This is a genomic window from Natrinema sp. SYSU A 869 (genome assembly GCF_019879105.1).
Classification (GTDB): Archaea; Halobacteriota; Halobacteria; order Halobacteriales; family Natrialbaceae; genus Natrinema.
Genome location: NZ_CP082249.1, coordinates 76,330 through 101,278 on the forward strand (window position 1 = coordinate 76,330; position 24,949 = coordinate 101,278).

Sequence of the window (24,949 nt, forward strand, 5' to 3'; positions counted from 1 at the left end):
CATCGCTACCTATACCTGAATGTGCTTTCGACCCGGACCGTTGCCCAAGAATCAAACTCGGTTCCGATAGCCGCCTAATTAAAAATGGAGGGCTTGGTCTGATTAACCCATTCGGTTCAGAGCGTCCTGTCTATCCTCAACCGGCGCCTGGTCGTACTTCATGGTTGTTTCCGGACTCTTGTGACGAAGTTGCGCTTGTGCCGCTGCGAGATCCTCCTCACGGGTCATATAGGTCCCCGTCGAGTGGCGGATCGTGTACCAGCTCATCTGTCGATCAGCGTGGTCGATGTCGGCGATGTCACACAGATCGTGGAGCAGTCGGCGAAGCGTCGACGAACCGTAGGTATTCCCCTCACGCGTCAGCCAGAGCTCGTCACGTCCATCGTAGAGTTCGTACGTCTCACGTTGGTCTATCCACCGATCAAGCATACTGATTGTGCGATCACTGAGACCGACATGCCAGTGCCCCTCGTTCTTGGAGCTTTCCTCCTTGGGTATGCGGAGGAGTCCGTTCTCAAGGTCAACCCACGACGTCACTGCACGTCCGACCTCGATGGGTCGTAGCCCCGCGTCGAGGCTGGTGCCGACGAGGCTGGGAATCTTCCATCCATTAGCGCGCTCCCAATCGGCCTTCGACACGTCCTTCTTCGGTTTCTCGAAGCGTTGAGTAAGATACGCCTTCATGCGTTTCCGCTCTTCCGGCGTGACGTTGTTGTAGGACGGAATACTGCCGTACTCCAGTGACGCCTCACGAATCAACTTTCGCTCTTCGCGGGTGAGGAAGTCGCGTGGCGCTGTCGTCTGGTTCCCCGAACTGAATCGCATTTCGGGTTTCCACTCTGCTCCACCACGCTCGTGAGCCCGCCACTTGAACAACATCATGACGGCCTTCTGGCAGCAATCGCGGTGGGCGTCGCTACAGTCCTCGTAGGCCAACTCTTTCATCCACGAGTCGGCGTGTTCGTGAGTGACGCTCGTAGTGTAATGGCCTTCTTCATCCCACACGTACCGGTAGAAGTGGTCCATCCGATAGATGCGTGCTTTGACCGTGGTCTCAGCGTAACCCTCTGCCTTATCCGGGTTCTTTCCGAACGCGAGGAGCCACTCAATCCAGTCCTCACGCTCACTTCGGTAGTCAACCAGCTGACGCTGGGCGAGACGTTCCTCGGTTGGTTCCGGAACGATGGCGAAGTCGCTCAGATCCATGTCTGAACCACCGTCCCGAGCAATACGAGTCGGATTGCCTGTCCAAATTCGCTAATCGCAAGACGGCGTCGGGATAGGGGTGTCCTGCGAATCGGTTTGCCTTCGAGCCACATGTTTACCTAACGTTAGCACGGGCTCAAAATCACGGGACAGCGGAAGGAAGGAGTGCTCCGACTGGGATTCGAACCCAGGTCATTGCCGTGAGAGGGCAATATGATTGGCCGGACTACACCATCGGAGCTCGACGCATCGCCTCTCTTTGCGCCCTGCATCGCTTCGATCCGCAGGACACCGGAGCGGGCTTCGTCTTCACTCAATCGTAGCGCAGTACGATGTTTAAGGATTCCGTTTTGTTCCGATAGTGTCGAACAGTCCCACGCGAGAACCTGTCAGCGGCCCACTGACAGCAGTCGCCGTTATTCCTCAAACGGCGATTTCGTCGCTTCGGGTTCGAACCCCTCGAGGCTGATGATGTTTTCGCGACCGACTCGAAGTTTGCTGATCGTTCCCTCGTCTTCCATGTCCGAGAGGAGCATGCTGACTTTGGATTTCGACCAGCCGGTCTCTTCGACGATTTTGACCTGTTTCATCCGGCCGCCGTTATCCTGGATGAGCGTGACGACGCGGTCCTCATCGGTCATGAGGTCTTCGTCGGTGAGGGGTGTCCCGGTGTCGTCCGAGTCGGTTGCCCCTGTGTCCGGGCTCGAGTCACTGGGCGTGTCGGCTGCCGGCGTCGTCGACTCGGCCGAGCGACTGATCTCGGTGCCGTCGGTATCGTCGGCACCGGGGCCGTATCGACGGTACCAGACGATGGCCACAAGCCCGGCACCGGCGACAAGGAGGCCGACGAGATACCAGCCGAGGTCACCGCTCATCGCACTGAGCAGTTTCTGGTCACCGCTCCCGACGGTCCCACCGGTCGAACTGGTGAGTTCTGCATGCGGACGGCCATTGGTGAACTGCTGTTCGCCGCTCCACTCGACCGATGTCGTATTCTCGAGCGAACTGCTATCGTACTGGCTGTCGGGTTCAGGGGCGACGGAGCGGAACTGGAGATCATCGCCCGCCTTGAGTTCAATCGACTGGTCGGGTGCCAGATAGAGTTCCCGAAAGACGTCGCCGACGACGACCGTTTCACCATCGATGTCGGCGAAGTTCGTCCATGTGAACGACATTTCGACGACACCGCGCGGATTGATCCGCCCTTCGTCGACACGGATAGACCGGTTGAAGTTCGTCGCTTCCATCTCCCGACCGGTCTCCTGTGAGCCGGCCGCTGCCAGCTCACGCGATTGGTTGATAAACGCCTCGTATCGCCCGGTCTCGTTGGCTTCGAACGCCTCGGCAAACGCCCTGAAGTTCTGTTCGGCCTCGGTCGCGTTCTCCTCGTTCGCGAACAGCCGCTTATGGCGGAACGTCCATGTTGCACTCCCGTTCTCGTATACTGTGATATCGAAGGTCGTGTCATCCCAGTCCCGTTCCTGGGAAACGAACCGGTTCGAATCCGCAGTATTGGGTTCCGCGGCTGACTGGGCGGCCAGTCCGGTGGTCGTCAGCACGACCGACCCACTGACGCCGGCAACGGACACAAGGATCACGAGAACGACGAGTCCGACAGAGACCGGCCGATTCATTCGTCTATCACTACGTGCCGGAGCTAAAAATCCTTGTGAATACACGAATCAAACGACTTGACTTCCAACTCTCTCGATATATTGCGCCTCAGGGCCTCAGGGCTGCATTTCGGTGGAGGTGGATCAACGTCCGGCAGTCGCCGATCCGTGTCGATACCCACAAACCCGACGACCGTGTACCGGGTCGCATGATCACCAACCTCGCACAGGGCGTGCAAGCGTTTACCAGCAACGTCTTTCTGGTGACCGGGGACCGACCCGTGCTCATCGATACGGGCGCGAACTTTGACGCCGTCGACGCCGTCCGCTCCCGAGTCGATGACCTCGAGGCAGTAATCCTCACCCACACGCACCGTGATCACGTCGGCAACCTCGCCGCGGTCAAAGACGCTTTCGACGTCGACGCATGGGGGTACGACACCGCGATCGAGGGTGTCGATCACGCCATCGCGGACGAGGAGACGGTCCGGTTGGGCGACGACGAGTACGTCGCGCTCCACACACCCGGACACAAAAACGACCACCTCTGCTTTCACTCGGAGACGGCGAGCGTGCTATTTGCGGGCGATCTCGTCTTCCAAAACGGGAGTTTCGGCCGCACTGATCTCGAGGAAGGCGATCGCGGGACTCTGATCGAGAGCATTGACCGCGTGCTCGAGCGAATCGATCCGGACCTCGCGGAAATGCACACCGGCCACGGACCGAGCGTGACGACCGATCCCTACGATCACGTCGAACTGTCAGCCCAGATGGCGCGGCAGGCCTGAGTTCGGCAGCACTCCCGTCGATTCACACTCCTATTCGTCGCTTCCGACAGCATGCTAGCTACTCAGACTTGTCCGGCGACCTCGAGCAACGCCTCGTAGGCGTCGTCGTACGCGCGTGCGACCTGCGCGGGATCGTTCTGTCGGTCGCTTCCGAGCGCCGGGAGTGACACGCGATCGATGGGGTCGAGATAGTCGAGGACGTCGGGAACGCGTTTTTCGATGGCCCCGTCTCTGGGACTCGAGCTGGCGATCTCACAGGCCCGACAGTAGCGATCGCCCGGATAGAGCCGCGCGCGACCGGGTTCGACGGCAGCCACGGCGGCGATCGAGGAGGGGGAAAGCGACTCGAGCGGCTGCGCGATGTCGCTGTAGGATTCGACGACGGCGATATCGGTCGCCTCGATCTCGGCGGTCAGTCGATCAAACGCGGGGAGATACCGTTCTTCGGCGAGCTCGTTGAACTCATCGACGCTCTCGACGCGGATGGCATCCTCAAGCGGGAGTGCCTCGGCGACCTGTGCCGGCACCTCGGCGGTCGCGTTGCGGACGAACAGCGGGTCGTCGCCGTCGCGACCGACTCGGTCGAGGAGGAACTCCCTGTCCGCTCGGCCGAGCAGTCCGGTGCCACCATCGGGGACGGGTCGCCACAGCCGATGGACGGGATTGAGTCGTTCCGGCGGGCGATCGCGGCCGTCGGCCGCCGAGAGGCGCGCGGCGTCCTTGCCGTAGAGCCGGCCGTCAGTAAGCGCTCGCTGACAGTCGTCGTGGTCGAACCAGAAGTCGTTGCCGGCGCGGGGTTTGTAGCCCACCGCGCCGGTTCGCTCGAGCAGGCCGGACGAGAACGTGGTCTTGCCGGCATCGACGCGATCGGCACCGACCACGAGGAGGATCATTCTCTCAGGCCGTAGTAGCCGGGCTCGTCCTCGTCGCGGGGTTCGGCGACCACGAGGTCGTCGGCGTTGGTCATGACCCACGGAATCGCCCAGTCGAGCAGGATATCCTCGGTCTCGGGGTCGAGCTCGGCGTCAGGTTCGACTCCCTGTAGCATGCGGGCGATCTCGTAGACGGTGTACATCTGGTCATCCTCGAAGAGCTCCGCCGGCGTATAGAAGTCACACGGCGGGAGTTCGTCGAACTCGGATTTCGGGACGGGCATACTCCTCGTACCGTCGGCCGGTGCCTAAATGATTCGTTCGCGACCGAGTATCGTCGCAGTGCGAATCCCGTTCGTCCTGGCGGTCGTGCCTCTCGAAGACACAGTCGCAATCATCCGGCAGCCCGTCGTCAACGACGGAAAAGCCATCTCGTGTACTGTACATCGTCGACGGGCTCTCGACGGGCCACAGCTGGCAGTCGACCCGTGTGACTGGTCCGATTTCCTGCTAGTTTCGTTGCGATGGGACGCTGACGGCGTGTGGCTCGGGCGCTATAGTAGCCACTGAAACGATTTACACACTGATCGCACAGCTGTCATGCGATCAGGTGTGCATTGACTTTCAGTGGCTGCTATAGTCGAACGGCCACCGGATTTTATATCGCCGCTACTCGAGTAGGGGTGATGGAACTCGGATTCGACCCTATCTTGGCAATCTACGTGTTTTCGGTGTTTTTCTGTGGTCTGCTCGCCGTTCTGCTCTGGAAGCACCGCCAGCAGACCGGTGCAGTCCCACTACTCGCAAACGTCCTCTCATCGGGAGTGTGGGCCGGGTCGCTGGCCCTGCTGCGGGTCGTCGAGAACCCCACTATCGAGTCAGTGCTGACCGGAACGCTATTTCTCGGCGTGGGGTTCGGGACGATGACGGTGCTCGTTTTCACGCTCTCCTACACCGGCCGAGAGCGATTCGTCAGGCCCACGGTACTCGCCGCCCTGTCGGTCGAACCGGTACTGATCACCGTCTTTGCTGCTGTCAATCCGTCCGGACTCTTCTTCCGGTTGACAGCGGAGGGGTTCGACGGCGGTTTCCTCTTCTGGCTCCATCTCGGCTACTCATACGTCGTTCTCGGAACCGTTACGGCATTTATCGTCGGATTTCTCGTCCGGTCTCGGTCGTTATATCGAGGACAGAGCGGGGCACTCCTCGGCGGAACGCTCGCTGCCTGGCTCGCGAACGGCATCTACATGGCCGGGATCGTTGACTTCGATATCTCTCCGATCGGATTCGTCATCGGCGGAGCGTTGTACGCGGCCGCGATCGTTCGCTATCGGTTGACCGATATCGTCCCGATCGCCCGCGATCGCGTCGTCGAAAACATCTCCGACGGTATCTTCGTCGTCGACGAGCGGGATCGGGTGATCGATGCGAATCCTGCCGGACGGTCGCTCCTCGCGGCGGACGATGCGTCGCTCATCGGTTCGAGCATCGATTCGCTGTTCGCTGAGCGCCCCGAATTACGCGACGAGGTTCGGGAATTGATCGACAGTTCGACGAAAGAAGAATGCGAACTCGGGGTCGCTGGCAGCGACTACGCCATCGAAACAACGCCAATCGAGGACGACCGCGATCACCACGTCGGCTGGCTGTTCATCGTCCGGGACATTACCGAACGAAAACAACGCGAAACGCAACTCCAGCGACAGAACGAGCGCCTCGAGCGATTCGCCGACGTGGTCTCTCACGACCTTCGGAACCCGCTGAACGTCGCGGACGGCTACCTCGAACTGGCCCGCGAGGCCGACGATCCTGAGCCGTCTCTCGACGAGATCGAGGAGTCACACGACCGGATGGCGGCGATCATCGAGGACGTTCTCGCACTAGCCCGCGACGGACGCAGTGTCACCGATCCGAAACCGGTCTCGCTGGCCGACCTCGCCGAGGGAGCGTGGGAAAACGTCGATACCGGTGACGCCACCCTCACAGTCGCGTCAGGCACAACGATCCTCGCGGACGCCGATCGGATGACGCGCCTGCTCGAGAATCTGTTCCGCAACTCGATCGAACACGGGATGCCGGATCTCGAGCGAGCGGACGAGCATCGACACTCGTCCGTCCCGGATTCGGCGGGCGTCCCCGTCGAGTACGAAGCGGGCGACACACCCGTCGCGAATCCCACTTCACCCTCGCTCGAGGTCGAAGTGGGGTCTCTCGCCATCGGTGAAGGCGACGGTTCAGCGGGGTTCTACGTCACCGACGACGGGTCGGGACTGCCCGATGGGGGCGACCGCGTCTTCGAGGACGGCTATACGACTACCGCAACGGGCACGGGATTCGGACTGAGCATCGTTGAGGGGATCGCGACCGCTCATAGCTGGACCGTCGACGCCAGCGAGAGCGAGCGCGGCGGTGCCCGATTCGAGTTCCGCAGCGTCGAGACAGGAGCCGCCGGGACCACTCCGGATCCAGCGGTCGGGACGACTTCCGACACCGACTCGTGAATACCCACTCGTAGGATTCTTCGCGTCTGATTGCGGCCGCCGTCACTCGTCTCGCGTTCCTCCGTCCAGATAGTACCGGATCCGGTCCCGGCTGGACTCCGCTACCTTCATGAACTCGACGACCCGCTCGCCGTCCTCGCGGCGGTCGGACTGGCGGTCGATCGTCAGCGACTGCTCGTCAAGGTGCTCAAGCAGCGCGTCGATCGCGTCGGGATCGCCCCTAACGGTGTGGCGTTCGCCGACGGGCTCGCCGTCTTGGACGTCCCGAATGGTCGAGACCATCGGGCAGAGAATCGACTCGCCGAGGTCTTGAGCCCGCTCTCGGATCCGGTCATCGGTGTCGTCCAACTCAGCGGCCTGAAACGCGTCGCGAACGATTCGGGAGAAGAGGAAGTCACGGCCGTGTTCGAAGGGCAGCGAGAACGCGTAGGCGAGTTCCTCGTGGTGCTGGGACTCCGTGGTATACTTGACCATCGACTCGCCGTCCGCCGATTTCAGGATGATGCCCTCACGTCCCGCCGCATCGAGGTCGTCGATAGCGTCTCGAACCGTCTTGACGGCGGCGGACGGCTCCGAGTGCCCGAAGAACCGCGGCTGGCTGAACCCGTACTCCGTACAGAGGGTTCGCCGATCGGCCACGGAAACGGGGTCGCCGGACTCACGGTCCCGAACGTCAAACACCCGGAATTCGTGGGAGTCGACTCCCTCATAGTCGTGGGTCGTGTACGGTGTTTCCGGCCCGATCAGTTCGGTACAGAGGGTCTTCGTCGGGTGATCCGCGAAGAAGTCCTCGAGCGGAAGCCGGTCGCGCGCCCGCGCCGTCGTATACGGACAGACGTAGCCGCTTCTGGTGAACGCGAGGGGGTCGCTCCCGTCATCGCCAGCGACTGCGATCCGGACGTTGAACCCGTCTAGCTTCTCCTCAATGGCGACGGTATCGCTCTCCTCGAAGAACGAGGGAATACCAGGATCGAGCATGAGGACTCGCGGAACGCTCGGATAGCCGCGAACGACGGTGTCGCTCTCCTCAACGATGACTGTTCCGCGCTCGACGCCGTGACGGGCGGCGGTGAGTACGTAGTGTGTCTGACCCGCCGCTGACCGCTGTTCGACGTGCTCGAAGAAATCGTCGGGGTCCCCGGTGGTGGCCTCGAGCCGCTCGAGGTAGTCTTCGCGGTCCATGCGTCATCCGACCACGTTCCCGGTGAAAAACACCGGGCCGGTCGCCGATCGACCGTCGATTTGGCCCGTTTCCGACCGGACCGAAAGCCGGCTGCGCTGGGGATGAGGCCTATGTGGATTCCCGTCCAACCCACGACTATGCCCGGGGAACTGCCGCGCCAACAGTTCGTCCTCGACACGTCGCTGTTCATCACCGAGGAGATCCGTCGGGACGACGAATCGCTCGAGGAAGCCGTTGTCCGGCTGCTCGACCTCGTCGCAACCGCTCGGCTCGAACTCAACATCTCCTGTTACGTGCCGCCGTCGATCCACGACGAACTCGCGACGATGTTGCGCGAGCGAGACGTCGACGAGGCGGTGTTTTCGCGGCTCGACACGTGGGTCGTGCGCAAGAGCCCCGACCGGTACGGCGTCACGATTCCGGCGGACATCGTCTACGACTTCATCGACGAAATGAGCGACCGGGTCGACCGTGGTCTCCGCGTCTCCGAAAAGGCGATCCGCGAGGTCGAACAGCTCGATCCCGAGGCGCTCGCCAGTAGCTCGAACAACGACGGGAAAGAAGAGTACATGACCGACGCCGACCGGATCCTCTCGGACATGCGCGACAAGTACCGCCGCGCACTCCGACGGGGCGTCCTTGACTCTCGCGAGGACTTCGACCTGTTAATCCTCGCTCGAGAACTCGATGCCGGTGTCGTCACCGAGGACCGGGGCATCATCTCCTGGGCCGACGAGTTCGGCCTCCGGTACGTCCGCGGCGGGCAGTTCCCGACGCTGCTCGAGGAGTATCTGCGCGCGGCCGGCGTCGAGGACGGGGTGTGAACCTCGCCACGGAAGTGCGGTGGCGCGCGCTGGATCGCGGTGAACAGTGCGAGGGCGAACGACGGAGCCCTCGCGAAGCGAATGGGGAACGGAATGACCCACGAGCCGTGCGAACCGCGATGCGAACATGTGCGAGGGTGAGCGAGAGAGCAAGTGACCGAGCGTTAGCGCGGAACCTTCGGTTCCGCGAACCATGCGAACGGGCGCTACGCGCCCGTGAGCAGAAATCGGCTGGGAGGGCGTGGCTTACACCATGCCGCCAAGCTAGCAGACGCCGCATGCCGCGTCCACTCATCGAAACCGACGGAGCAGCACTCCAACTATTCCGAGAGCCCTCGAGCGAGCAACTCGACGGGATGGGACGGCCGATCGTAGCCCGCGAAGTCGCCCACTTGAGTCCGACAGGAGGTGCCCGGCGCGACGACGATTGAATCGCCGTCGCCGCCCGTTCGCTCGGCCATACTCTCCTCGAGCTTGTCACGCAGCAGGGAACCCATAGCTGCCGAGAGTTCGTAGTGTTCGGCCTCGTAGCCGAAACTGCCGGCCATCCCACAGCACGTCGAGTCGACGGGATCGACGGCGTAGCCCGCCCGTCGGAGCACGCCGACCGCGTGGTGGTCCGCGCCGCGGGCCGTCTGGTGGCAGTGGCCGTGGAACGTCAACTGCGTGTTCGCGGTCTCGACCTGGTCGAACGACAGTTCCTCGTCCAGCCGGTGTTCGTCAAGGTACTCGCAGACCCCGAACGCGTTCGCTGCGAGCGGTTCGGCTCGATCGTCCTCGAGCAGCGACCGGTACTCGTCGACGACCATCGCCGCGTCGGAGGGCTCAACGAACAGAACCGACCAGCCGCGCTCGAGGAACGGCTCGAGTTCATCGAGCAGCGCCCGCCCCTGTTCGGCGGCGACGTCGAGCAGCCCCGTCGAATACGCCGCTCGCCCGGTCGGGCCGAGATCGAGGATCGCGACGCGGATCCCCGCAGCCTCAAGGACCTCGACAGCGGCTTTCCCGAGTTCGGGATTCGAGTAGTTCGTGTCCGTGTCGGGGTAGAGGACGACGCCCGCAGTCGCGGTCTCGGGATCGACCCGCGATCCGCCGCTTGCTCGCGGCGAAGCTGCTCGCGTTTCCGAGACGCTGTCGGCGTCTCGTCCCTCGAACCAGTCGACCAGCGTCTCCCGCCGGAACGTCGGCAGCGTCCGCTCGGCCGCGATTCCGACGGTCTTCTCGAGGGCCGTCCGCGCACCTGGGACCTCCGTCGCGCGGTTGGCGATCGGTGCGAACGTACTTCCAAGCGCCGCGAGTCGGTCGACGTTCGCGAAGAGTCGTTCCCGGAGACTCGTCCCCTCGCGGTCGTGATACTGGTGTTTGACTTCGGCCTTGAGTTTTGCGAGGTCGACGCCAGTCGGACAGTCGCTCTGGCAGCCCTTACAGCCGATACAGAGGTCGAGCACCTCGTCCTGGAACCGATCGCCGTAGAGCTCCTCGGGGTCGATCTCGCCGCTGATCGCCGCTCGGAGCAGGTTCGCTCGCCCCCGAGTAGTCGCGATTTCCTCCTCGGTCGCCCGATACGTGGGACACATCACGTCGCCGTCGGTCTGCCGGCAGGTGCCACAGCCGTTACAGAGTTCCACGAGGTGCGAGAAGCCGCCCTCGTCGTCGAAATCCAGCGTCGTCCGGGGCTCGAGCGAGGCGTAGTCCGGCCCGTATCGGAGGTGTTCGCGGATGTCGGTCGGGTCGTCCTCGCGGTAGACGACTTTCCCCGGGTTCATCCGCCAGTCCGGATCGAATGCCGACTTGAGGTCCTTGAACGCCCGCCAGAGCTCGGGGCCGTATAGTTTCGGATTGAACTCGGTCCTGGCGAGGCCATCCCCGTGTTCGCCGGAAAAGGAGCCGTTGTGCTCGGAGACGAGGTCAGTGACGTCGTCGGCGATGGCACGCATCTTCTCGACGTCGTCGTCTTCCTTGAGGTTCAGGACCGGCCGAATGTGGAGCGTGCCGACGCCGGCGTGGGCGAAGTAGGCGGCTGTCGTGTCGTGGTTCTCGAGGATCTCCTGAAAGCCCGCGACGTACTCGGCGAGTTCTTCGGGGGGAACGGAGGCGTCCTCGACGAAGGGATACGGTTTCGGGTCGCCCTCCATGCTCATCAACAGCGGAATGGCGGCCTTCCGGAGCTTCCAGAGTCGCTCCTGCTTGGCTGGCGAGAATGCCTTGATCGAGCCGAACGCGTCCCCGCTGCCGACGAGATCAGTCGTTGCGGTCGCGATCGCGTCCGGCAGGTCCTCGACCACTTCGGAGTCGAACTCGAGCATCAATGCCGCCTCGGTCCCCGCCGGAATCGGCTCCGCGTACTCGGCGTACTCCGCCGACTCCGCGGCCAGTCGGAACACCTCCCGGTCCATGAGTTCGACCGCGCTGGCCTCGAGTTTGAGCGCCTCTGGAACGGCCGCAAGCGCCTCGAGGAGGTCGTCGTAGCAGTAGACGGCCAGTGCGGTTTCGTCTGGCTGGGTCACGAGCGAGAGCGTGGCTTCGACGACGACCCCGAGGGTTCCTTCGGCCCCCACGAGCAGTTTGGAGAGGTTGATGATTCGCTCCCCCTCCTCGCGGGCTTCGCCCGCCCGGTTTTCCGAGGCGGCCGTCGCCGCCTCGCCCTCTAGATCGGTTCGAATCACCTTCTGTAGGTTATACCCGCTGACACTCCGCTTGAGGTCCGGATACCGCTCCTCGATCTCCGTGGCGTTGTCCTCGACGAGAGCGCGTACTGTCCGGTAGATTTCGGCCTCGCGGTCGTCCTTGGAGACGATTCGGTCCCATTCGGGACTGTCGAGGACGACATCTCGAGTGTGGATCAGCGACCCGTCCGCGAGGACGACCTCGCACTCGTCGACGTAGGCGTCCGTAATACCGTATCGTACCGAGTGTGCGCCCGTCGAATTATTTCCGATCCCACCGCCGATCGTCGCCCGATTCGAGGAGGCCGGATCGGGCGCGAATCGGAGGCCATCAGGCTCGAGTGCGGCGTCGAGATCGTCCTGAACCACGCCCGGCTGGACGACAGCTGTCCGCTCGTCCGGATCGATCTCGAGAATCCCGTCCATATGTCGTGACAGATCGAGCACGACACAGCCGGGGCCGACCGTCTGGCCAGCGAGTGACGAGCCCGCGCCGCGTGGCAGAATCGGCGCGCCGTGGTCGGCTGCGACACGCATCGCGTCGCGGACATCGTCAGTATCCTGGGGGAAGACGACGCCCGCGGGCTGTGCGCCGTAGATACTGCCGTCGGTCGCGTAGAGGACGCGCGTGTACTCGTCGAACCGTACGTCCCCCTCACAGGCGGCTCGAAGGTCGGCCGCGAGTGCTCCGCCGACAGCTTCCGGCTCCGCCTCGAGCGGCGGTTGCTGTCGCTGCTGGTCCCGATCCTCAACCATCGCGTCGGCGCTACTGTCCTCGGCGGCCATATGTGGTGTGTGGTCGGTACACACGCAGTTAAACCATGATAGTTACTCACACTACATGTGAACTCGGGTCGCGTCGGCTGTCCACTCGACCGGATGGGACGTGGCCCGTTCGAGCGATACTGACCACTGATACTGTCTCCGTGACACGACCGGCGATAAAAGTCGAGATCGACTGATTTCGTCGCTTACGCTGCTGACGGGCTTACTCGAAGTGGCCGAGACACTTCTCGTACTCTTCTTCGGCCTTCTCCCAGTTGACGACGTCGAAGAAGGCGTCGATGAAGTCTCCGCGGTCCGGACCGTAGTCGTAGTAGTAGGAGTGCTCCCAGACGTCCAGCGCGAGGACGGGGTGGGATCCCCAGAGTGCACCTTGGTCGTGTTTGTCGACCGCGATGTTGCGAAGCTGCTTCGCAACCGGGTCGTATACCAGCAGCGCCCAGCCGCCGGCGGCACCGGCAGCGGCCTCGAACTCGCCCTTCCAACCCTCGTAGGAACCGAAGTCCTCCTCGATGCGGTCGGCGAGGTCGCCTTCCGGCTCGCCGCCGCCGTTGGGGGACATGTTCTCCCAAAACAGCGTGTGGAGATAGTGGCCACAGCCGTTGTGGGTGACGTTTTTGAGGGCTCCAGGCGTCGAGCCGAAGTCGCCCTCCTCACGGTTTTCCGCGAGGGTCTCCTCGGCGGAGTTGAGACCGTTGACATACCCCTGATGGTGGGTGTCGTGATGCCAGGTCAGTACCTGCTCGGATAGAGCCGGTTCGAGCGCGTCGTAATCGTACGGCAGTGGTGGAAGTTCCTGATCAGCCATAGTATGCACCTCACGTTCTGTATCGGTATCTCGCCTGTTAAGTTTTGAGGAGTGAGACGATATCACACCTCATAAAGACACGGCCGTCCCGTCTCGCGATTTACCGACACTTCAGTGGACCAACCACGGACTGAGTATTAAATCTTTCAGCAACCCCAATCGGTATCGACCACCGTCGCGTGACCGCTGCTACGACGATAGTACCGCTCTTCTCGAATTACTCGAATTCCTTGTGATGTGCGTGCTCGAGCCATTCCTCGAGCGACGGTTGGCTCCAGTACCGAACCGTCTCGCTACGCCGATCTTGTTCGAGAACTCCCGCATCCTCGAGTTTCGGCAGGTGGATGTGTTGGAGTTCCATCTGGACCTCGGCTTGCTGGTCCGGCGAGTCGTGGCCGGCCGTCAAACTCGCGGTCGACTCCTCGTCCGCGTCGCCACGCACCGTCACCTCCTCGAGGGTGATAACGCTCTCGGTGAGGTCTTCAATCGTTGCGACACCATCCGACTGATCGTTGAGATAGTAGAGGACGTATCGTCGTCGACTGTTCGAAAGCAGATCGAAAACGAGGTCCAGCGACGGCGTCACGTCCGCTGTCAACGTGGCCGCTCCCTCCGTTTCACGCATCCACAAACCACCTACCGTGTGTTACCATTCGAAACCACCACGGATCCCTTCAACAGCCGTCACATTAGACCTTACGTCTCCCTAGAAAATACCTGTGTTAAATATTACACTATCTCGACGATCCTAACGGATAGGTTTCACAGATACTACCGCTAAAGCCGTAAAGCGGTACGTAGCTGAATTTCAACGAAGCGGGCAACGGGGAGACGGCATCGAATACTCACGATTTGGACCGCTGCTCAGTCTGACTAGTCCAGCATCTGTCGAAACGGTTCGTTTCATTCCGAATCCAAGTCGGCGTATGTTTCGGATTGAGAAATCGACCGCTGCCTCGTCTCGAACACGGAGCAGAGTCCGATGGAGTGGCAGACGATCGGCCGCGAGAGATCGGTCGCAGCGTTCCCACTCTCGAATTGAGTCCGTTGAGAAGAATCGATGGAGCGAATCATCCTCGTCACAACGCAGCCCGGTGACGTCCGAACCGTTACCGTGGGTGCGTCGAGGGAGTTATTCGTAGAGCCACTCAGCGTCGTGCTGATCGTAGTCGATCAGCTCGTCGTCGTCGAAGTGGATTCCGATTTCGCGTTCATTCGCGCCCTCGTCCTCGTGGTCGGCGGCGTGAACGACGTTCCGACCGAGATCGAGCGCATAGTCGCCCCGGATCGTCCCGGGGTCGGCCTCGAGCGGGTCGGTTTCACCGATCATCTGGCGGACCTGTCGGGTCACGTCCTGGCCCTCCCAGACCATCGGGACGACCGGTCCCGAGGTGATAAAGTCTACGAGGCCGTCATAGAACGGCTTGTCCTCGTGTTCGCTGTAGTGCTCTTCCGCTCGTGCACGGGGCATGTTCTCGACCTTGATACCGACGAGCTTGAGCCCGCGGTCCTCAAGTCGAGAGACGACTTCGCCCACCAGTCCGCGCCCGAAGGCGTCGGGCTTGACCATCACGAAGGTGCGTTCGTGATCGCTCATGCTTCTTCGGCCTCGGACTCCTCGGTCTCGTCGACGGTTTCGTCCCCGGCGGGCACGTCTTCCTCGTCGTCGTCGACGGCTTCGGCTTCCGTCTCAAGGTCCTCGTCTTCGCCGGCCTCGACCTGCTCGGTCTGGTCGGCTTCCTCGTCGGAAGGCGTGTCGGCCTGTGTGGGACCCTTGCCGCGACGACCTTCTTCGGTCCACTCGAGGTCGCGCGGTTCGCGCCCGAGCTTGAAGTTTTTCTCCGCCTTGGAGTCGACGAAGTGGAGCACGGTGCCGTCCGTCTGGACGTACATGATGCCCGTGCCGGGTTCGATCTCTTCGCCCGTGTAGTCGCAGGTTCGTTTCTCGACCATTATTGTCCTCCGATGGAGTCGGCCTCGCGGGCGGTCTCGCGGAGCTGGAGTACGTCTCCTTCGCGGACCGGCCCGAGGCAGTTACGGGTGATGATGCGTCCCTGGTTCTCGCCCTCCTTGATTCGGCATTTGACCTGCATGGCTTCGCCGTGCATGCCGGTCTTGCCGACGATCTCGATGACCTCGGCGGGCGTAGAGCCGCTTTCTTCCTCTTCAGCACTCATCTCTGATCACCTCAGTCGAGGTCCTCGACCTTATCGGCGATGTCCTCGACGTCATCTTCCGCCTCGCCGGCATCGACGACCGCCGCGGCGGCCGAGCCGACCTCGAGGCCGGCTGCGTGGCCGACGTCGTCCTGCGTCTCGATGAAGACGACGGGAATTCCCTTTTCCTCGGCGAGTTCGGGGAGATGCATGACGATCTCCTCCGGGGAGACGTCCTCGGCGACGTAGACGAGCTCGGCGTTGCCGCGCTCGATCGCCTTTGTGGTTTCGTTCGTTCCTTTCTTTACTCGGCCTGTGTCTCGTGCGACCTCGAGCGCTTCGAGAGCGTCGTCAGCGAGGTCGGCTGGGATGTCGGTGGTTACGTAAACTGACATTGGTTGTTCACCTCTCCTACACGTGGGCTCGCGCTCCCCTGCCGTCCGGGCACTGGGTGCCCGTGCCGGGCCGATCCCGGCGGAGTCCTGTAAAGCTAGGAGCATCATCAACCCCGCGTAGGGTGTACACTCGAATAGCGTTGCCCCCCTTAAAAGCGTGTTCAAACGTACGAAGCCGTGCGATCGATACCCATAGACGGATCGATCGGAGCGAACGCGGTTTCGGAGACGACCGCGCCGGGTATCCACAGATATATTTCGATTCCGACAGATAAGGGGCGTATGCCCCGACGCTCCCGCCGTGCCCTCCTCGCAGCGGCCGTGACCGGATTCGCCGGTGTCGCTGCCGGTTGTGGTGCTCCCTCTAACAGTTCACGGACGGCCGAGTCCCCCGCGCGGCGACTGCGAGGAAAATCAATCTTCGTCGCCGACGCCGTCACGATACGAGTCGACGACGTCAGGCGGGTTAACGACCCGACCGATGCCGATCTCGCCGTCTTCGCTGCGACCGAGGATGAGGAGACAGTGAGATCGGCGCTCGCAGCGGAGACGATCGTTGCCGTCGTCGGCGAAGACGCCCGGTTGACGGTCGAACGGGCGTGTGACGCAGACGGACGGTCGTACGGATTCTGCAGTGATAGCTGGAGTGCCGACATGAACGTGGTCGCCGCCGTTCCCCACTCGACACGCCTCGAGACGCATGTCTACACCGACGTTTCCGTCCCGGACGAACTCCCATGGGCACTCGGTGAAACGTTCTCGACAGGCGGTAGCGACTGTGCCGGAATTGATTCGTTGGCCGCTGTTCCGGCGAACGCCGCCGACTCGCTGACTCCCGTTGGGGCCTCGCGAATCCGAAGTCGGACCCGGCCCGGCGGATTCGATCGGTGGGACCGCGTTCAGGTGGCGACCGGGCCCAAGCGCGCGTGGCTCGTTCTCGAGACGACGGCGACTATCGTCGGCGGTCGCGACGGGTTCGACGCCGATACCGTCCGACTCGTCGATCACTTCGATCAGCGACTCGAGGGCGTCGATACCGCCGCGCATCCGGCCGATAAGGTCGAGATCCGAACTCGAGGCGACCGCTCCGAGGACGCGGCGGACCACTCGTTTCACCCCACGAGTGATGCGGCCCACCGATCGTTCACCGCGTGCCAGCGGGCCGTCGTGACCGTGCCCGAACTCCCCGAACCGTTCTCGTACACGGCGAACGGCCGGTTCCGATGGCGAAATCCGGGGTTCTTCGACGACGATCACTGGCACCATCACACCCCCGGGCAAGCAATGTGGTATCTACGTCCGTCGGATCCGTTTCGCCGATAGCCGTCCTCGACTTTCGGTCCGGTCGTCGGCGTTCCGTGGCCTATTACTCTCGAGGACCCAAGCCGAACACATGGATGTCGATGCCGTCGGCCTCGCCGAGTCACTCCGCGAGGAAGCCCAACGGGTCAACGAACGCCGGCTACTCGTTCTCGCCGGCGACCGCGAGCGCGGATACGACGCCCTCGAGTCGATTCTCGATGCTCTCTCGGTGCCGATCACTGGTACGACGCTGGTCGGTCCCGACAACAGACTCCGCTGCGAACAGTTCTCACAGGTCAACGCGAGCGAGCTCCTCGGGACGACACGGGATGTGATTGCCGTCGATGTCCACGACGGTCTCCAGCCGAACGCGCTCGGCAAAGTCACCGGCGCGGTTGACGGTGGCGGCCTGCTCGTTTTGCTGACGCCGGCTCTCGAGGCGTGGCCGGACCGCCGCGGCGCGTTCGACGAATCGCTCGCCATCCCACCGTTCGAACTGGACGACGTCACCAGCCGATTCAAACGCCGCCTCGTCGGGACGCTGCGGGCACACCGCGGCATCGCGATCGTCGACCTCGAGACCGATCGACTCGAGGCCGATGGGCTGACCGATCCAGCCCCGCGGCTGGCAACGGATACCCCGACTCCGCCCCCGGACCACCGATTTCCGGTCGCCGCCTACGAGGCCTGTCTCACGGCCGATCAGGTCGACGCCGTCGCCGCTTTCGAGTCGCTTCGTGAGGCCGAACAGGCCGTTGTGCTCGAGGCCGATCGCGGCCGCGGCAAATCAAGCGCTGCCGGGCTGGCCGCGGGAGCGTTCGCTCTCGACGGCGAGAACGTCCTGGTAACCGCTCCTGACGCCCGAAACGCGGCGGAACTGTTCGATCGGGCGGGGGAACTCTGCGAGGCGCTCGAGGGCGACGGTGCGACCGTCGGACCCCATCGGATCGAGACAGCCGCCGGTGGCTCGATCGAATTCCTCGAGCCGACCGCGGCCATCAAAAGCCTCGAGTCAGCGGACGTCGTCATCGTCGACGAGGCCGCGGCGCTGCCGGTCGCGACGCTCGAGTCGTTACTCGCGGCGGATCGGGTCGCCTTCGCGACGACGATCCACGGCTATGAGGGCGCAGGGCGGGGCTTTTCGGTCCGCTTCCGGGATCGGCTCTCGGAGAGTGATCACGCGGTGACCGACTGCACGCTCGTCGAGCCGATCCGCTACGCAGCGGGCGACCCCGTTGAGGTGTGGGCCTTCCGGGCACTGTTGCTCGATGCTCGCCCACCGGTCGAACCGCTCGTGGCCGACGCGACGCCTGAGACGGTCACATATCGGCGACTCGAGCCCGACGACCTCCTCGCTGACGACCGATTGCTTCGCGAGGCATTCGGCCTGCTCGTCATCGCACACTACCGGACTGAGCCGAACGACCTCGCGCGCTTGCTCGACGCACCCAATCTCGCGGCGCGCGCGTTACTCCACGACGGCCACGTCGTCAGCGTCGCCCTGCTCGCTCGCGAGGGGGACCTGCCCGCCGACACTCGTGCGATGATGTACGAGGGCGGCCGCGTCCGCGGTAACATGCTCCCGGACGTGCTGACGAGCCAGTTACGCGACGAGGCGGCGAGCGAACCCGTCGGCCGTCGCGTCGTCCGGATCGCGACCCATCACGCGGCCCGCTCGCGCGGGCTCGGCTCACGCCTCCTCGAGCGCATCCGCGAGGAGTTCGCCGATGGCGAGACGCCCCGCGTCTCGAACGACGAACGGGACCGACGGTCCCGTGAGCGAGTCGACTGGCTCGGCACCGGCTTCGGCGCGACGCCCGGCCTCCTCGAGTTCTGGCGCGAGAACGGCTATCGGACGGTCCACGTCTCGACGACCCGCAACGACGCCAGCGGCGAGTACTCCGCACTCATGCTCGCGCCGATGACCGACGACGGTCAGGCACTCCACGAACGCCACGCCGACTGGTTCGCCCGCCGGTTCGCCGCACTCAGTTCGGACGCACTCGACGACCTCGCACCCGACGTCGCTCGAGCGCTCCTCCGAACCGTCGACGCCGATGCTGGACCACCCCTCGAGTTGACGGACCACGAGTGGCAGGTCGTCGCCGGTGCGGCCTACGGCCCGGGACTGTTCGACGTCGATCCCGGACCGTTCAGGGACCTCGTCGTCCGATACCTCGTCGACGACCCCGAGACCGTCGCCCTGACGGACCGCGAGGAACGATTGCTCGTCCTGCGAGCCCTCCAAGGCTACGACTGGGAGACGGTCGCGGACCGACTCGAGTACCCGTCATCGGGCCAGTGCATGCGATCGATCGGCGACGCGTTCTGCCCGCTAGTCGACCACTACGGAACGGACGCGGCGCTCGAGGTTCGGGAGCGATTCGCCGACGACTGATCTCGTTTGCTCGACTCAGAGTATTGAGACTCGAGAAGCGCCTCAGAACAGCCGTCGAAGAAGTCCCTCCGGAGCCAGATCCAGCACCCACGCGATGGCCCGCCATCGCCGCGTCACATAGGCGTGACTCCGCTCTTTGCGGATCGCTCGAGCGATCTGCTCGGCCGCCGTCTCGGGCGAACACTCCCAGAATCCGCCCAGCGAGAGCTTGGTGTCGACGAACCCCGGCTCGATGGTCGTGATCGCCACGTCGGCATCGCGATCGGTCTGCCGATAGCGAAGGCCCTCGAGATACGTCGAGACGTAGGCCTTGGAGGCGTTGTACGCCGGCGCGTCGCCGTTGCCGATGTGAGCCGCGACCGAAGAGATTCCCACGAGATGACCACCGTCTTCGTTCGCATGATCGGCCTTCCACTCGAAGTACTCCATCGCCGCCGTTGCGATGGTGGTAAAGCCGCCCACGTTGACGTCGATTGTCTGCCGTTCGGGCTCCCACTCGAGGTCCCGGTTGACGGTCGCGACCCCAGCGCTGATGACGACGAGATCGACCGCGGACATCGCCTCGGTGAGTTCGAAAAAGCCGTCTCGAGCGTCCTCGGGTTCCGTGACGTCCATCGTCGCGACGTATGATTTGGTCGGCAGTTCCGCGCCGATCTCTCGCATTCGCTCCGTTCGCCGTGCTGTCAGACCGATCTCGTAGCCGTCCGCTGCGAGTCGGCGGGCCAGCGCTTCACCGATACCCGACGATGCGCCGACGATGATCGCGCCGCGCTGGTGGGTCATACCCCACACGTTCGGTGCACCACACCTAACGCTACTGAAGGCGGTACGCCTTTGCCTCGGTCCGTCGTCGCCACCGATATGGTCGATGTCGTTCTCGTCGTCGCCGTCACGTTGCTCGTGGGTGCAATCGTCGGCGCAGCCGTCCCGATGGTGCCGAGCGGTCTCCTCTCGCTGGCCGGACTCGGCGTCTACTGGTGGGGTTCTGGATTCGCCGACCTGAGCGCCCTCACCTTTGCTGTCCTCGTCTTCATCGCCGTCGTCACCGCACTCGTCGAGTTCTTCGGCGGCTCGATCGCCGCACGCGCAGGCGGCGCATCGTGGTTGACGACGGCTGTCGCCGCTGTCGTCGGGATCGTCCTCATGCTCGTCACCGGCCCGCTGGGGCTGCTCGCCGGTCTCTTCGGCACCGTCTTCGTCCTCGAGTTCGTCCGAAAGGGGGAACTCGAGGGGAGCGCACGCTCGGCAGTCTACACGACCGTCGGGACCCTCGCGTCGACGGCGGTCCAGGTCCTGCTGACGGCGTCGATCCTGCTCGGGTTCGTCGTGGCCGTCTTCCTGCTCTGATCACCGGAAAGACTGAATCCGTGGGTGCAGTTCACACGAATGAATGGAGTGTTCCGAGTCCGACTGTGAGCGCCCCGCGGCGGTTGAGTTACACATCCCCTGGGACGAGAACCGTCTCGTCTGTGCCGCCCACGCCCGCGTGCTGGGTCGACGGGACGGCGTCGTCGCGGACCCGCTCCCCGACCGGAGCGAGGACTTACTCGAGTAATCGCGATCGATTGCGGTCAGCGTCGCGGACGGTACGGTAGTCACGAGGGACGTCTATCTCGAGCGCGAGTGAGGCCCCGGCAGCGGTGATCTGGAGGTCTCAGCGACGCCCGTCGGCGGCGGCCGGACGATTCCGTGTGAGATCACGGTCTTCGGTGACGAGCGCTACGGTACCACTGCACCGACCGGATCGGTCCCCGACAACGAAAACTGGGAGAACGGGTTCGAGGTGAGCGAGGGCTGGTGGGAGATCCTTGTCATGAACGCCGAGGATACAGCGACGGCTATCAGGAAGTCTTGGTCGAGGACGGTGAGACGGTCTTCGCTGGGTCCAGCTCGCCAAGGGCGACGGCGAGATTCCGGAAACGGGCCGGATCACCGGTACCGTCGTCGACGATACCGGGCCCCTGTCGACGGCGCGACCGTTCGGACGGACGGCGCATGGGCGTCGGTCGACGAGGTGAGCTCGAACTCGAGCTCGAGCACGGTCGACACCGCATCGTGACGAACGTGGCAGGATACGAGCGAGTCGCGGGCGACGTTCAGGTCAAATTCGTCGGACGACGGAACTGACCGTCATGCTCCGGTCGCACAACTCGCAGTAACGCCCGCGAACTGATCCGGATTGAGGTCGATATCGCTTCGAGGATGCGAGTCAGGGATGCGCGTAGTATGCGACCGTCTCCTCGGCTTCATCGTCGCTTTCGTGTCGATCAATTCGTGCGAACCCGACTCGCTCGAACTGGACCATTTCGTCGATAGCGAGGTCGGCGACGCCCGGTTCCGCGTGCCCCGTCACGTCGCCGTCCATGGTTCGCATGCGGACGGGGACTCTCCCGTCCGCTGGTACCCAATGGATGACGTCGACACTGCCCTCGCGGACAACATCGATATCGTCGCCGGTGTACTGGAGGACGCCGTCATCGAACCGGAAACAGCCGAATCCTTTCAGCCAGATGCGCTGCTCCCCGCTCTCATCTTCGTCGGGAATGTCCCCGAGCTCGAGCATGACGGAGTCACTGACGGGGATCTCGCGAACGCCGCGGTCCTCGTGATTGGGGTGAAGCGGCGGGTTCGCTTCGGCAGGCGGGTCGCCGGCGAGGGGGATCTGATTGCCGTCGCGGACGAAGAACCAGCGGTCGGTCTCCTCGTCGATCAGGTCGCGGTTGTTCGCGTAGATTGAACTCATCGCGAGGTCGACGTCGGTGGTCGAGGTGCCGAGTCCGGTCATCGCCTCGACGATGGCCTCGCCGCGGATGCCGCGCCGGCGCAGACTCTTGAGCGTCGGCGCTCGCGGGTCGTCCCAGCCGTCGAGTGCACCGTCGTCGATCAGCTCCGAGATGGTCGACGTGCTCATTTTCACGTCGTAGTCGTCTAGCTGGACGTGGCCCCAGTGGATGACCTCAGGATACTCCCACCCGAAGTAGTCGTAGACAAACTGCTGGCGCTTCGCGGAGTCCTGCAAGTCGATCCCGCGGATAATGTGGGTGACCTCAAGCAGGTGATCGTCGACCCCCGACTGGAAGTCGAGCATCGGCCAGCAGCGGTACTCGCTGGCCTCTTCTCGCGGGTGTGGCGTGTCGATCATCCGGAAGGAAACCCAGTCGCGCAGCGCCGGGTTCTTGTGTTCGATGTCGGTCTTGACCCGCAGGACCATCTCGCCGCTGCTGTAGTCGCCAGCGATCATCCCTTGGAACTCCTCGAGTACGGTCTCTTCGTCCTTCTCGCGGTGGGGACAGGCCTCAGCCGAGTTCTTCAGCTCCGAGAACGCCTCGCCCGAACACGAGCAGGTGTAGGCTCCGCCCATCCCGATGAGTTCGCGGGCGTGGTCGTAATAGGTCTCGAGACGGTCGCTGGCCTTGTAGGTCGCATCCGGTTCGAAGCCGAGATAGTCGAGATCCTCGAGAATCGCGTCGTAGGCCTCGAGATCAGGGCGCTTGGTCTCGGGGTCGGTGTCGTCGAATCGCACGCAGAACCAGCCGTCGTAGCGCTCGCGATAGGTGCCGATGACGGCGGGCATCCGGGCGTGACCGACGTGCCAGGGCCCGTTCGGGTTCGGCGCACATCGCATCCGGATCTCGTCGTACGCCTCGGCGTTGGGCAGGTCCGGCAGGTCGTGTTCGTCTTCCTCCTCCTCGGCCTCGATCTCGGCGAGTTCCTCGGGTGCGAGTTCCTCGAGACGGGCCCGTTTCTCCTCGTATGTGAGATCGTTAACCCGACCCACGACACCGCCGATGACGCCGGGGACGGCGTCGGAGTGCTCGCGAAAGTCCGGGTTATCGCCCATCAGCGGCCCCATCACGGCACCGACCGCAGCGTCGCTCTCGTGTTTGACGGCGTTCAACAGCGCGTGCTTTTCGGCCTCGCGCTCGACGCGTTCGCGCAACTCGTCGTTCATTACTCGAGGATATTCGCGCCCGGACCAAAACCCCCGCGGTGTCGGATCGCGGGTCCGGTTTCCCGTCGATGATCGCGGTGCGATTTTATGCGCGCTGGTCGTCAATCGATAGTCATGGGTCCCCAATGGTATTAGATAATCTGAAACGATACAGGCCGAGGGAAATGCCGCGTCTCGGCGGACGGGCGGTCGTGCTCGGAGCGAGTATGGCTGGCCTCGCCGCTGCCAGGGTACTTTCCGATGGGTTCGACGATGTCGTCGTCATCGAGCGGGATTCGTTGCCCGACGGGCCGGTGACGCGGGACGGCGCTCCACAGACCCGACACCCACACGTACTGTTGGAGGCTGGACGGGCGACGTTAGAGGATTTCTTCCCCGGGTTCAGCGAAGACGTCATCAGGAACGGCGGACTCATGGTCGACGCCGCGACGAAGATGGCGTACTACGATCAGGGGGGTTTCCTCGCGGACGGGCCCAATCGGTTACCGATGCTGTGTGCCAGCAGGGCACTGTTCGAACACGTCACCCGGACACATGTCCGATCTCTGGACGACGTCGCTCTCTACGATGGGTGTCAGTTCACGGCGTATCGGTTCGAAGCCGGCGACGGCGTGACCGGTGTGACCTACCGCGACGAGAGCGGGGCGAGCGCGACCCTGACGGCCGACCTCGTAGTCGATGCGACCGGCCGGACCAGTCGGACGCCGACCTGGTTGGACGAACACGGATTCACCCCGCCCGACGTAGACGAGGTGGCTGTCGACGTGACCTACAGTACAGTCCGAATCGACCGTCCACCGGACGACCGGACCGTGCTATTCGTTCCGCCCTCCCCGCCGCGAACGCGCGGTGCCGCGGCGATTCCGATAGAAGACAACCAGTGGGAGTTCATCGTTCAGGGGATCCACGGCGACGACACGCCGACCGATCGGGCAGGGCTCGTCGAGTTCGCCTCGAGCCTTCCCGTCCCGGATGTGGAACGGCTCGTGACCGAACGCGAGTGGCACTCGGACGCGATCCACCACTACCCGTTCCCGTCGAGCGTCCGCCGTCACTACGAGGCCATAGAGCGGTTTCCCGACGGACTCGTCGTCACCGGCGACGCGATTGCCAGCTTCAACCCTATTTACGGCCAGGGAATGTCCGTGGGTGCCCTCGAGGCCCTCTTGTTACACCATATCCTCGTGGCCACCGGCGGAAACGATCTCGCAGCGCGGTTTTTCGAGCGGGCGACGGATCTGATCGATCAGGTCTGGAAAATAGCCGTCGGGGCCGATTTCGCGTTTCCGCAAACGACCGGTCCGAAACCGTTCGGGACGGATCTCTTCAATCGGTACGTGAACCGACTGATTCGGAAGGCCCACACCGACGGGACGCTGACGGACACGTACTATCGCGTCTTCAGACTCGAGCAGCCGATGACCTCGTTGGTGCGGCCCGAGATCGTCCGACGAGTCATCCAGCCCTGACTCCGCCTTCCACTTCGCTCATGACATGCTTGC

The 24,949-nt window shown here is 63.4% G+C and carries 23 protein-coding genes and 1 tRNA gene; 9 read left to right on the top strand and 15 right to left on the bottom strand.

Annotation, left to right across the window (positions count from 1 at the left end):
* Positions 1–102: 102 nt before the first annotated feature.
* The 3 genes from K6I40_RS08470 to K6I40_RS08480 form a co-directional block, all read right to left on the bottom strand.
* Entirely contained in the window at positions 103–1,206 is a 1,104-nt protein-coding gene (locus K6I40_RS08470) for a site-specific integrase (protein ID WP_222918613.1), read from the bottom strand.
* A gap of 166 nt (positions 1,207–1,372) precedes the next feature.
* A tRNA-Glu gene (locus K6I40_RS08475) sits at positions 1,373–1,447 on the bottom strand.
* A gap of 175 nt (positions 1,448–1,622) precedes the next feature.
* A complete protein-coding gene (locus tag K6I40_RS08480) occupies positions 1,623–2,840 on the bottom strand; it encodes a hypothetical protein (protein WP_222918614.1) in 1,218 nt (405 codons plus the stop codon).
* Positions 2,841–3,028: 188 nt separating this feature from the next.
* Here K6I40_RS08480 and K6I40_RS08485 point away from each other — a divergent pair, with 188 nt between their 5' ends.
* Positions 3,029–3,607, top strand: a complete 579-nt coding sequence (locus K6I40_RS08485; RefSeq protein ID WP_222918615.1) for an MBL fold metallo-hydrolase — start codon at positions 3,029–3,031, stop codon at positions 3,605–3,607.
* A 62-nt stretch (positions 3,608–3,669) separates the two neighbouring features.
* Here the strand turns inward: K6I40_RS08485 and K6I40_RS08490 are convergent, their stop codons facing one another.
* Both K6I40_RS08490 and K6I40_RS08495 read right to left on the bottom strand, forming a co-directional pair.
* Positions 3,670–4,500, bottom strand: coding sequence for an ATPase (locus tag K6I40_RS08490; RefSeq protein ID WP_222918616.1), 831 nt, complete (start codon positions 4,498–4,500; stop codon positions 3,670–3,672).
* Positions 4,497–4,763 carry a DUF5827 family protein gene (locus tag K6I40_RS08495; protein WP_222918617.1) on the bottom strand — a complete coding sequence of 89 codons (267 nt, stop codon included), beginning with the start codon at positions 4,761–4,763 and terminating at the stop codon, positions 4,497–4,499. The genes K6I40_RS08490 and K6I40_RS08495 overlap by 4 nt, the downstream gene beginning before the upstream one ends.
* A 402-nt stretch (positions 4,764–5,165) precedes the next feature.
* On the opposite strand from K6I40_RS08495, the gene K6I40_RS08500 reads away from it, so the two are divergent.
* Positions 5,166–6,980 (top strand): histidine kinase N-terminal 7TM domain-containing protein, encoded by a 1,815-nt coding sequence (locus K6I40_RS08500; protein ID WP_222918618.1) that lies wholly within the window; start codon positions 5,166–5,168, stop codon positions 6,978–6,980.
* A 42-nt stretch (positions 6,981–7,022) separates the two neighbouring features.
* On the opposite strand, the gene K6I40_RS08505 is transcribed toward K6I40_RS08500, so the two are convergent.
* Positions 7,023–8,162 carry an RNA ligase gene (locus K6I40_RS08505; RefSeq protein WP_222918619.1) on the bottom strand — a complete coding sequence of 380 codons (1,140 nt, stop codon included), beginning with the start codon at positions 8,160–8,162 and terminating at the stop codon, positions 7,023–7,025.
* 138 nt (positions 8,163–8,300) lie between these two features.
* Here K6I40_RS08505 and K6I40_RS08510 point away from each other — a divergent pair, with 138 nt between their 5' ends.
* The gene (locus K6I40_RS08510; RefSeq protein ID WP_222918620.1) at positions 8,301–8,987 is read left to right on the top strand and encodes an RNA ligase partner protein; all 687 of its coding nucleotides are present in this window, start codon (positions 8,301–8,303) and stop codon (positions 8,985–8,987) included.
* A gap of 320 nt (positions 8,988–9,307) precedes the next feature.
* Here K6I40_RS08510 and K6I40_RS08515 read toward each other — a convergent pair whose 3' ends face one another.
* The 7 genes from K6I40_RS08515 to rpl7ae form a co-directional block, all read right to left on the bottom strand.
* Positions 9,308–12,439: an FAD-binding and (Fe-S)-binding domain-containing protein gene (locus tag K6I40_RS08515; protein WP_222918621.1), complete on the bottom strand. Its 3,132-nt coding sequence runs from the start codon at positions 12,437–12,439 to the stop codon at positions 9,308–9,310.
* 202 nt (positions 12,440–12,641) lie between these two features.
* A complete protein-coding gene (sod, locus tag K6I40_RS08520; RefSeq protein WP_222918622.1) occupies positions 12,642–13,244 on the bottom strand; it encodes a superoxide dismutase in 603 nt (200 codons plus the stop codon).
* A 217-nt stretch (positions 13,245–13,461) separates the two neighbouring features.
* Entirely contained in the window at positions 13,462–13,869 is a 408-nt protein-coding gene (locus K6I40_RS08525; RefSeq protein WP_222918623.1) for a hypothetical protein, read from the bottom strand.
* A 507-nt stretch (positions 13,870–14,376) separates the two neighbouring features.
* On the bottom strand, positions 14,377–14,841 hold the full coding sequence (gene ndk, locus K6I40_RS08530) for a nucleoside-diphosphate kinase (protein WP_222918624.1): 465 nt from the start codon (positions 14,839–14,841) through the stop codon (positions 14,377–14,379).
* Positions 14,838–15,197: a 50S ribosomal protein L24e gene (locus K6I40_RS08535; RefSeq protein ID WP_222918625.1), complete on the bottom strand. Its 360-nt coding sequence runs from the start codon at positions 15,195–15,197 to the stop codon at positions 14,838–14,840. The genes ndk and K6I40_RS08535 overlap by 4 nt, the downstream gene beginning before the upstream one ends.
* On the bottom strand, positions 15,197–15,421 hold the full coding sequence (locus K6I40_RS08540; RefSeq protein WP_006064297.1) for a 30S ribosomal protein S28e: 225 nt from the start codon (positions 15,419–15,421) through the stop codon (positions 15,197–15,199). Before K6I40_RS08540 ends, K6I40_RS08535 begins: the two co-directional genes overlap by 1 nt.
* Before the next feature lie 11 nt (positions 15,422–15,432).
* Positions 15,433–15,795 (bottom strand): 50S ribosomal protein L7Ae, encoded by a 363-nt coding sequence (gene rpl7ae / locus K6I40_RS08545; protein ID WP_222918626.1) that lies wholly within the window; start codon positions 15,793–15,795, stop codon positions 15,433–15,435.
* 282 nt (positions 15,796–16,077) lie between these two features.
* Between rpl7ae and K6I40_RS08550 the strand changes: the two genes are divergently transcribed.
* On the top strand, positions 16,078–17,118 hold the full coding sequence (locus tag K6I40_RS08550; protein WP_222918627.1) for a hypothetical protein: 1,041 nt from the start codon (positions 16,078–16,080) through the stop codon (positions 17,116–17,118).
* A gap of 70 nt (positions 17,119–17,188) precedes the next feature.
* Positions 17,189–19,495, top strand: coding sequence for a tRNA(Met) cytidine acetyltransferase TmcA (gene tmcA / locus K6I40_RS08555; protein ID WP_222918628.1), 2,307 nt, complete (start codon positions 17,189–17,191; stop codon positions 19,493–19,495).
* Between the two features lie 42 nt (positions 19,496–19,537).
* On the opposite strand, the gene K6I40_RS08560 is transcribed toward tmcA, so the two are convergent.
* Positions 19,538–20,278, bottom strand: a complete 741-nt coding sequence (locus K6I40_RS08560; RefSeq protein WP_222918629.1) for an SDR family NAD(P)-dependent oxidoreductase — start codon at positions 20,276–20,278, stop codon at positions 19,538–19,540.
* A 78-nt stretch (positions 20,279–20,356) separates the two neighbouring features.
* Between K6I40_RS08560 and K6I40_RS08565 the strand changes: the two genes are divergently transcribed.
* From K6I40_RS08565 to K6I40_RS08575, 3 genes are all read left to right on the top strand, one after another.
* On the top strand, positions 20,357–20,842 hold the full coding sequence (locus K6I40_RS08565; protein ID WP_222918630.1) for a DUF456 domain-containing protein: 486 nt from the start codon (positions 20,357–20,359) through the stop codon (positions 20,840–20,842).
* A gap of 43 nt (positions 20,843–20,885) precedes the next feature.
* Entirely contained in the window at positions 20,886–21,050 is a 165-nt protein-coding gene (locus K6I40_RS08570) for a hypothetical protein (protein ID WP_222918631.1), read from the top strand.
* Positions 21,051–21,292: 242 nt separating this feature from the next.
* Positions 21,293–21,622: a hypothetical protein gene (locus tag K6I40_RS08575; RefSeq protein WP_222918632.1), complete on the top strand. Its 330-nt coding sequence runs from the start codon at positions 21,293–21,295 to the stop codon at positions 21,620–21,622.
* A gap of 82 nt (positions 21,623–21,704) precedes the next feature.
* Here K6I40_RS08575 and K6I40_RS08580 read toward each other — a convergent pair whose 3' ends face one another.
* Positions 21,705–23,447, bottom strand: coding sequence for a glutamate--tRNA ligase (locus K6I40_RS08580; RefSeq protein WP_222918633.1), 1,743 nt, complete (start codon positions 23,445–23,447; stop codon positions 21,705–21,707).
* A 164-nt stretch (positions 23,448–23,611) separates the two neighbouring features.
* Between K6I40_RS08580 and K6I40_RS08585 the strand changes: the two genes are divergently transcribed.
* Positions 23,612–24,916 carry an FAD-dependent monooxygenase gene (locus K6I40_RS08585; protein WP_255681899.1) on the top strand — a complete coding sequence of 435 codons (1,305 nt, stop codon included), beginning with the start codon at positions 23,612–23,614 and terminating at the stop codon, positions 24,914–24,916.
* Positions 24,917–24,949 lie beyond the last annotated feature (33 nt).

Coding starts and splice junctions, on each gene's coding strand:
- K6I40_RS08470 (WP_222918613.1), bottom strand. CDS start 1,206: ATGGATCTGAGCGACTTCGCCATCGTTCCGGAACCAACCGAGGAACGT.
- K6I40_RS08480 (WP_222918614.1), bottom strand. CDS start 2,840: ATGAATCGGCCGGTCTCTGTCGGACTCGTCGTTCTCGTGATCCTTGTG.
- K6I40_RS08485 (WP_222918615.1), top strand. CDS start 3,029: ATGATCACCAACCTCGCACAGGGCGTGCAAGCGTTTACCAGCAACGTC.
- K6I40_RS08490 (WP_222918616.1), bottom strand. CDS start 4,500: ATGATCCTCCTCGTGGTCGGTGCCGATCGCGTCGATGCCGGCAAGACC.
- K6I40_RS08495 (WP_222918617.1), bottom strand. CDS start 4,763: ATGCCCGTCCCGAAATCCGAGTTCGACGAACTCCCGCCGTGTGACTTC.
- K6I40_RS08500 (WP_222918618.1), top strand. CDS start 5,166: ATGGAACTCGGATTCGACCCTATCTTGGCAATCTACGTGTTTTCGGTG.
- K6I40_RS08505 (WP_222918619.1), bottom strand. CDS start 8,162: ATGGACCGCGAAGACTACCTCGAGCGGCTCGAGGCCACCACCGGGGAC.
- K6I40_RS08510 (WP_222918620.1), top strand. CDS start 8,301: ATGCCCGGGGAACTGCCGCGCCAACAGTTCGTCCTCGACACGTCGCTG.
- K6I40_RS08515 (WP_222918621.1), bottom strand. CDS start 12,439: ATGGCCGCCGAGGACAGTAGCGCCGACGCGATGGTTGAGGATCGGGAC.
- sod (WP_222918622.1), bottom strand. CDS start 13,244: ATGGCTGATCAGGAACTTCCACCACTGCCGTACGATTACGACGCGCTC.
- K6I40_RS08525 (WP_222918623.1), bottom strand. CDS start 13,869: ATGCGTGAAACGGAGGGAGCGGCCACGTTGACAGCGGACGTGACGCCG.
- ndk (WP_222918624.1), bottom strand. CDS start 14,841: ATGAGCGATCACGAACGCACCTTCGTGATGGTCAAGCCCGACGCCTTC.
- K6I40_RS08535 (WP_222918625.1), bottom strand. CDS start 15,197: ATGGTCGAGAAACGAACCTGCGACTACACGGGCGAAGAGATCGAACCC.
- K6I40_RS08540 (WP_006064297.1), bottom strand. CDS start 15,421: ATGAGTGCTGAAGAGGAAGAAAGCGGCTCTACGCCCGCCGAGGTCATC.
- rpl7ae (WP_222918626.1), bottom strand. CDS start 15,795: ATGTCAGTTTACGTAACCACCGACATCCCAGCCGACCTCGCTGACGAC.
- K6I40_RS08550 (WP_222918627.1), top strand. CDS start 16,078: ATGCCCCGACGCTCCCGCCGTGCCCTCCTCGCAGCGGCCGTGACCGGA.
- tmcA (WP_222918628.1), top strand. CDS start 17,189: ATGGATGTCGATGCCGTCGGCCTCGCCGAGTCACTCCGCGAGGAAGCC.
- K6I40_RS08560 (WP_222918629.1), bottom strand. CDS start 20,278: ATGACCCACCAGCGCGGCGCGATCATCGTCGGCGCATCGTCGGGTATC.
- K6I40_RS08565 (WP_222918630.1), top strand. CDS start 20,357: ATGGTCGATGTCGTTCTCGTCGTCGCCGTCACGTTGCTCGTGGGTGCA.
- K6I40_RS08570 (WP_222918631.1), top strand. CDS start 20,886: ATGGAGTGTTCCGAGTCCGACTGTGAGCGCCCCGCGGCGGTTGAGTTA.
- K6I40_RS08580 (WP_222918633.1), bottom strand. CDS start 23,447: ATGAACGACGAGTTGCGCGAACGCGTCGAGCGCGAGGCCGAAAAGCAC.
- K6I40_RS08585 (WP_255681899.1), top strand. CDS start 23,612: ATGCCGCGTCTCGGCGGACGGGCGGTCGTGCTCGGAGCGAGTATGGCT.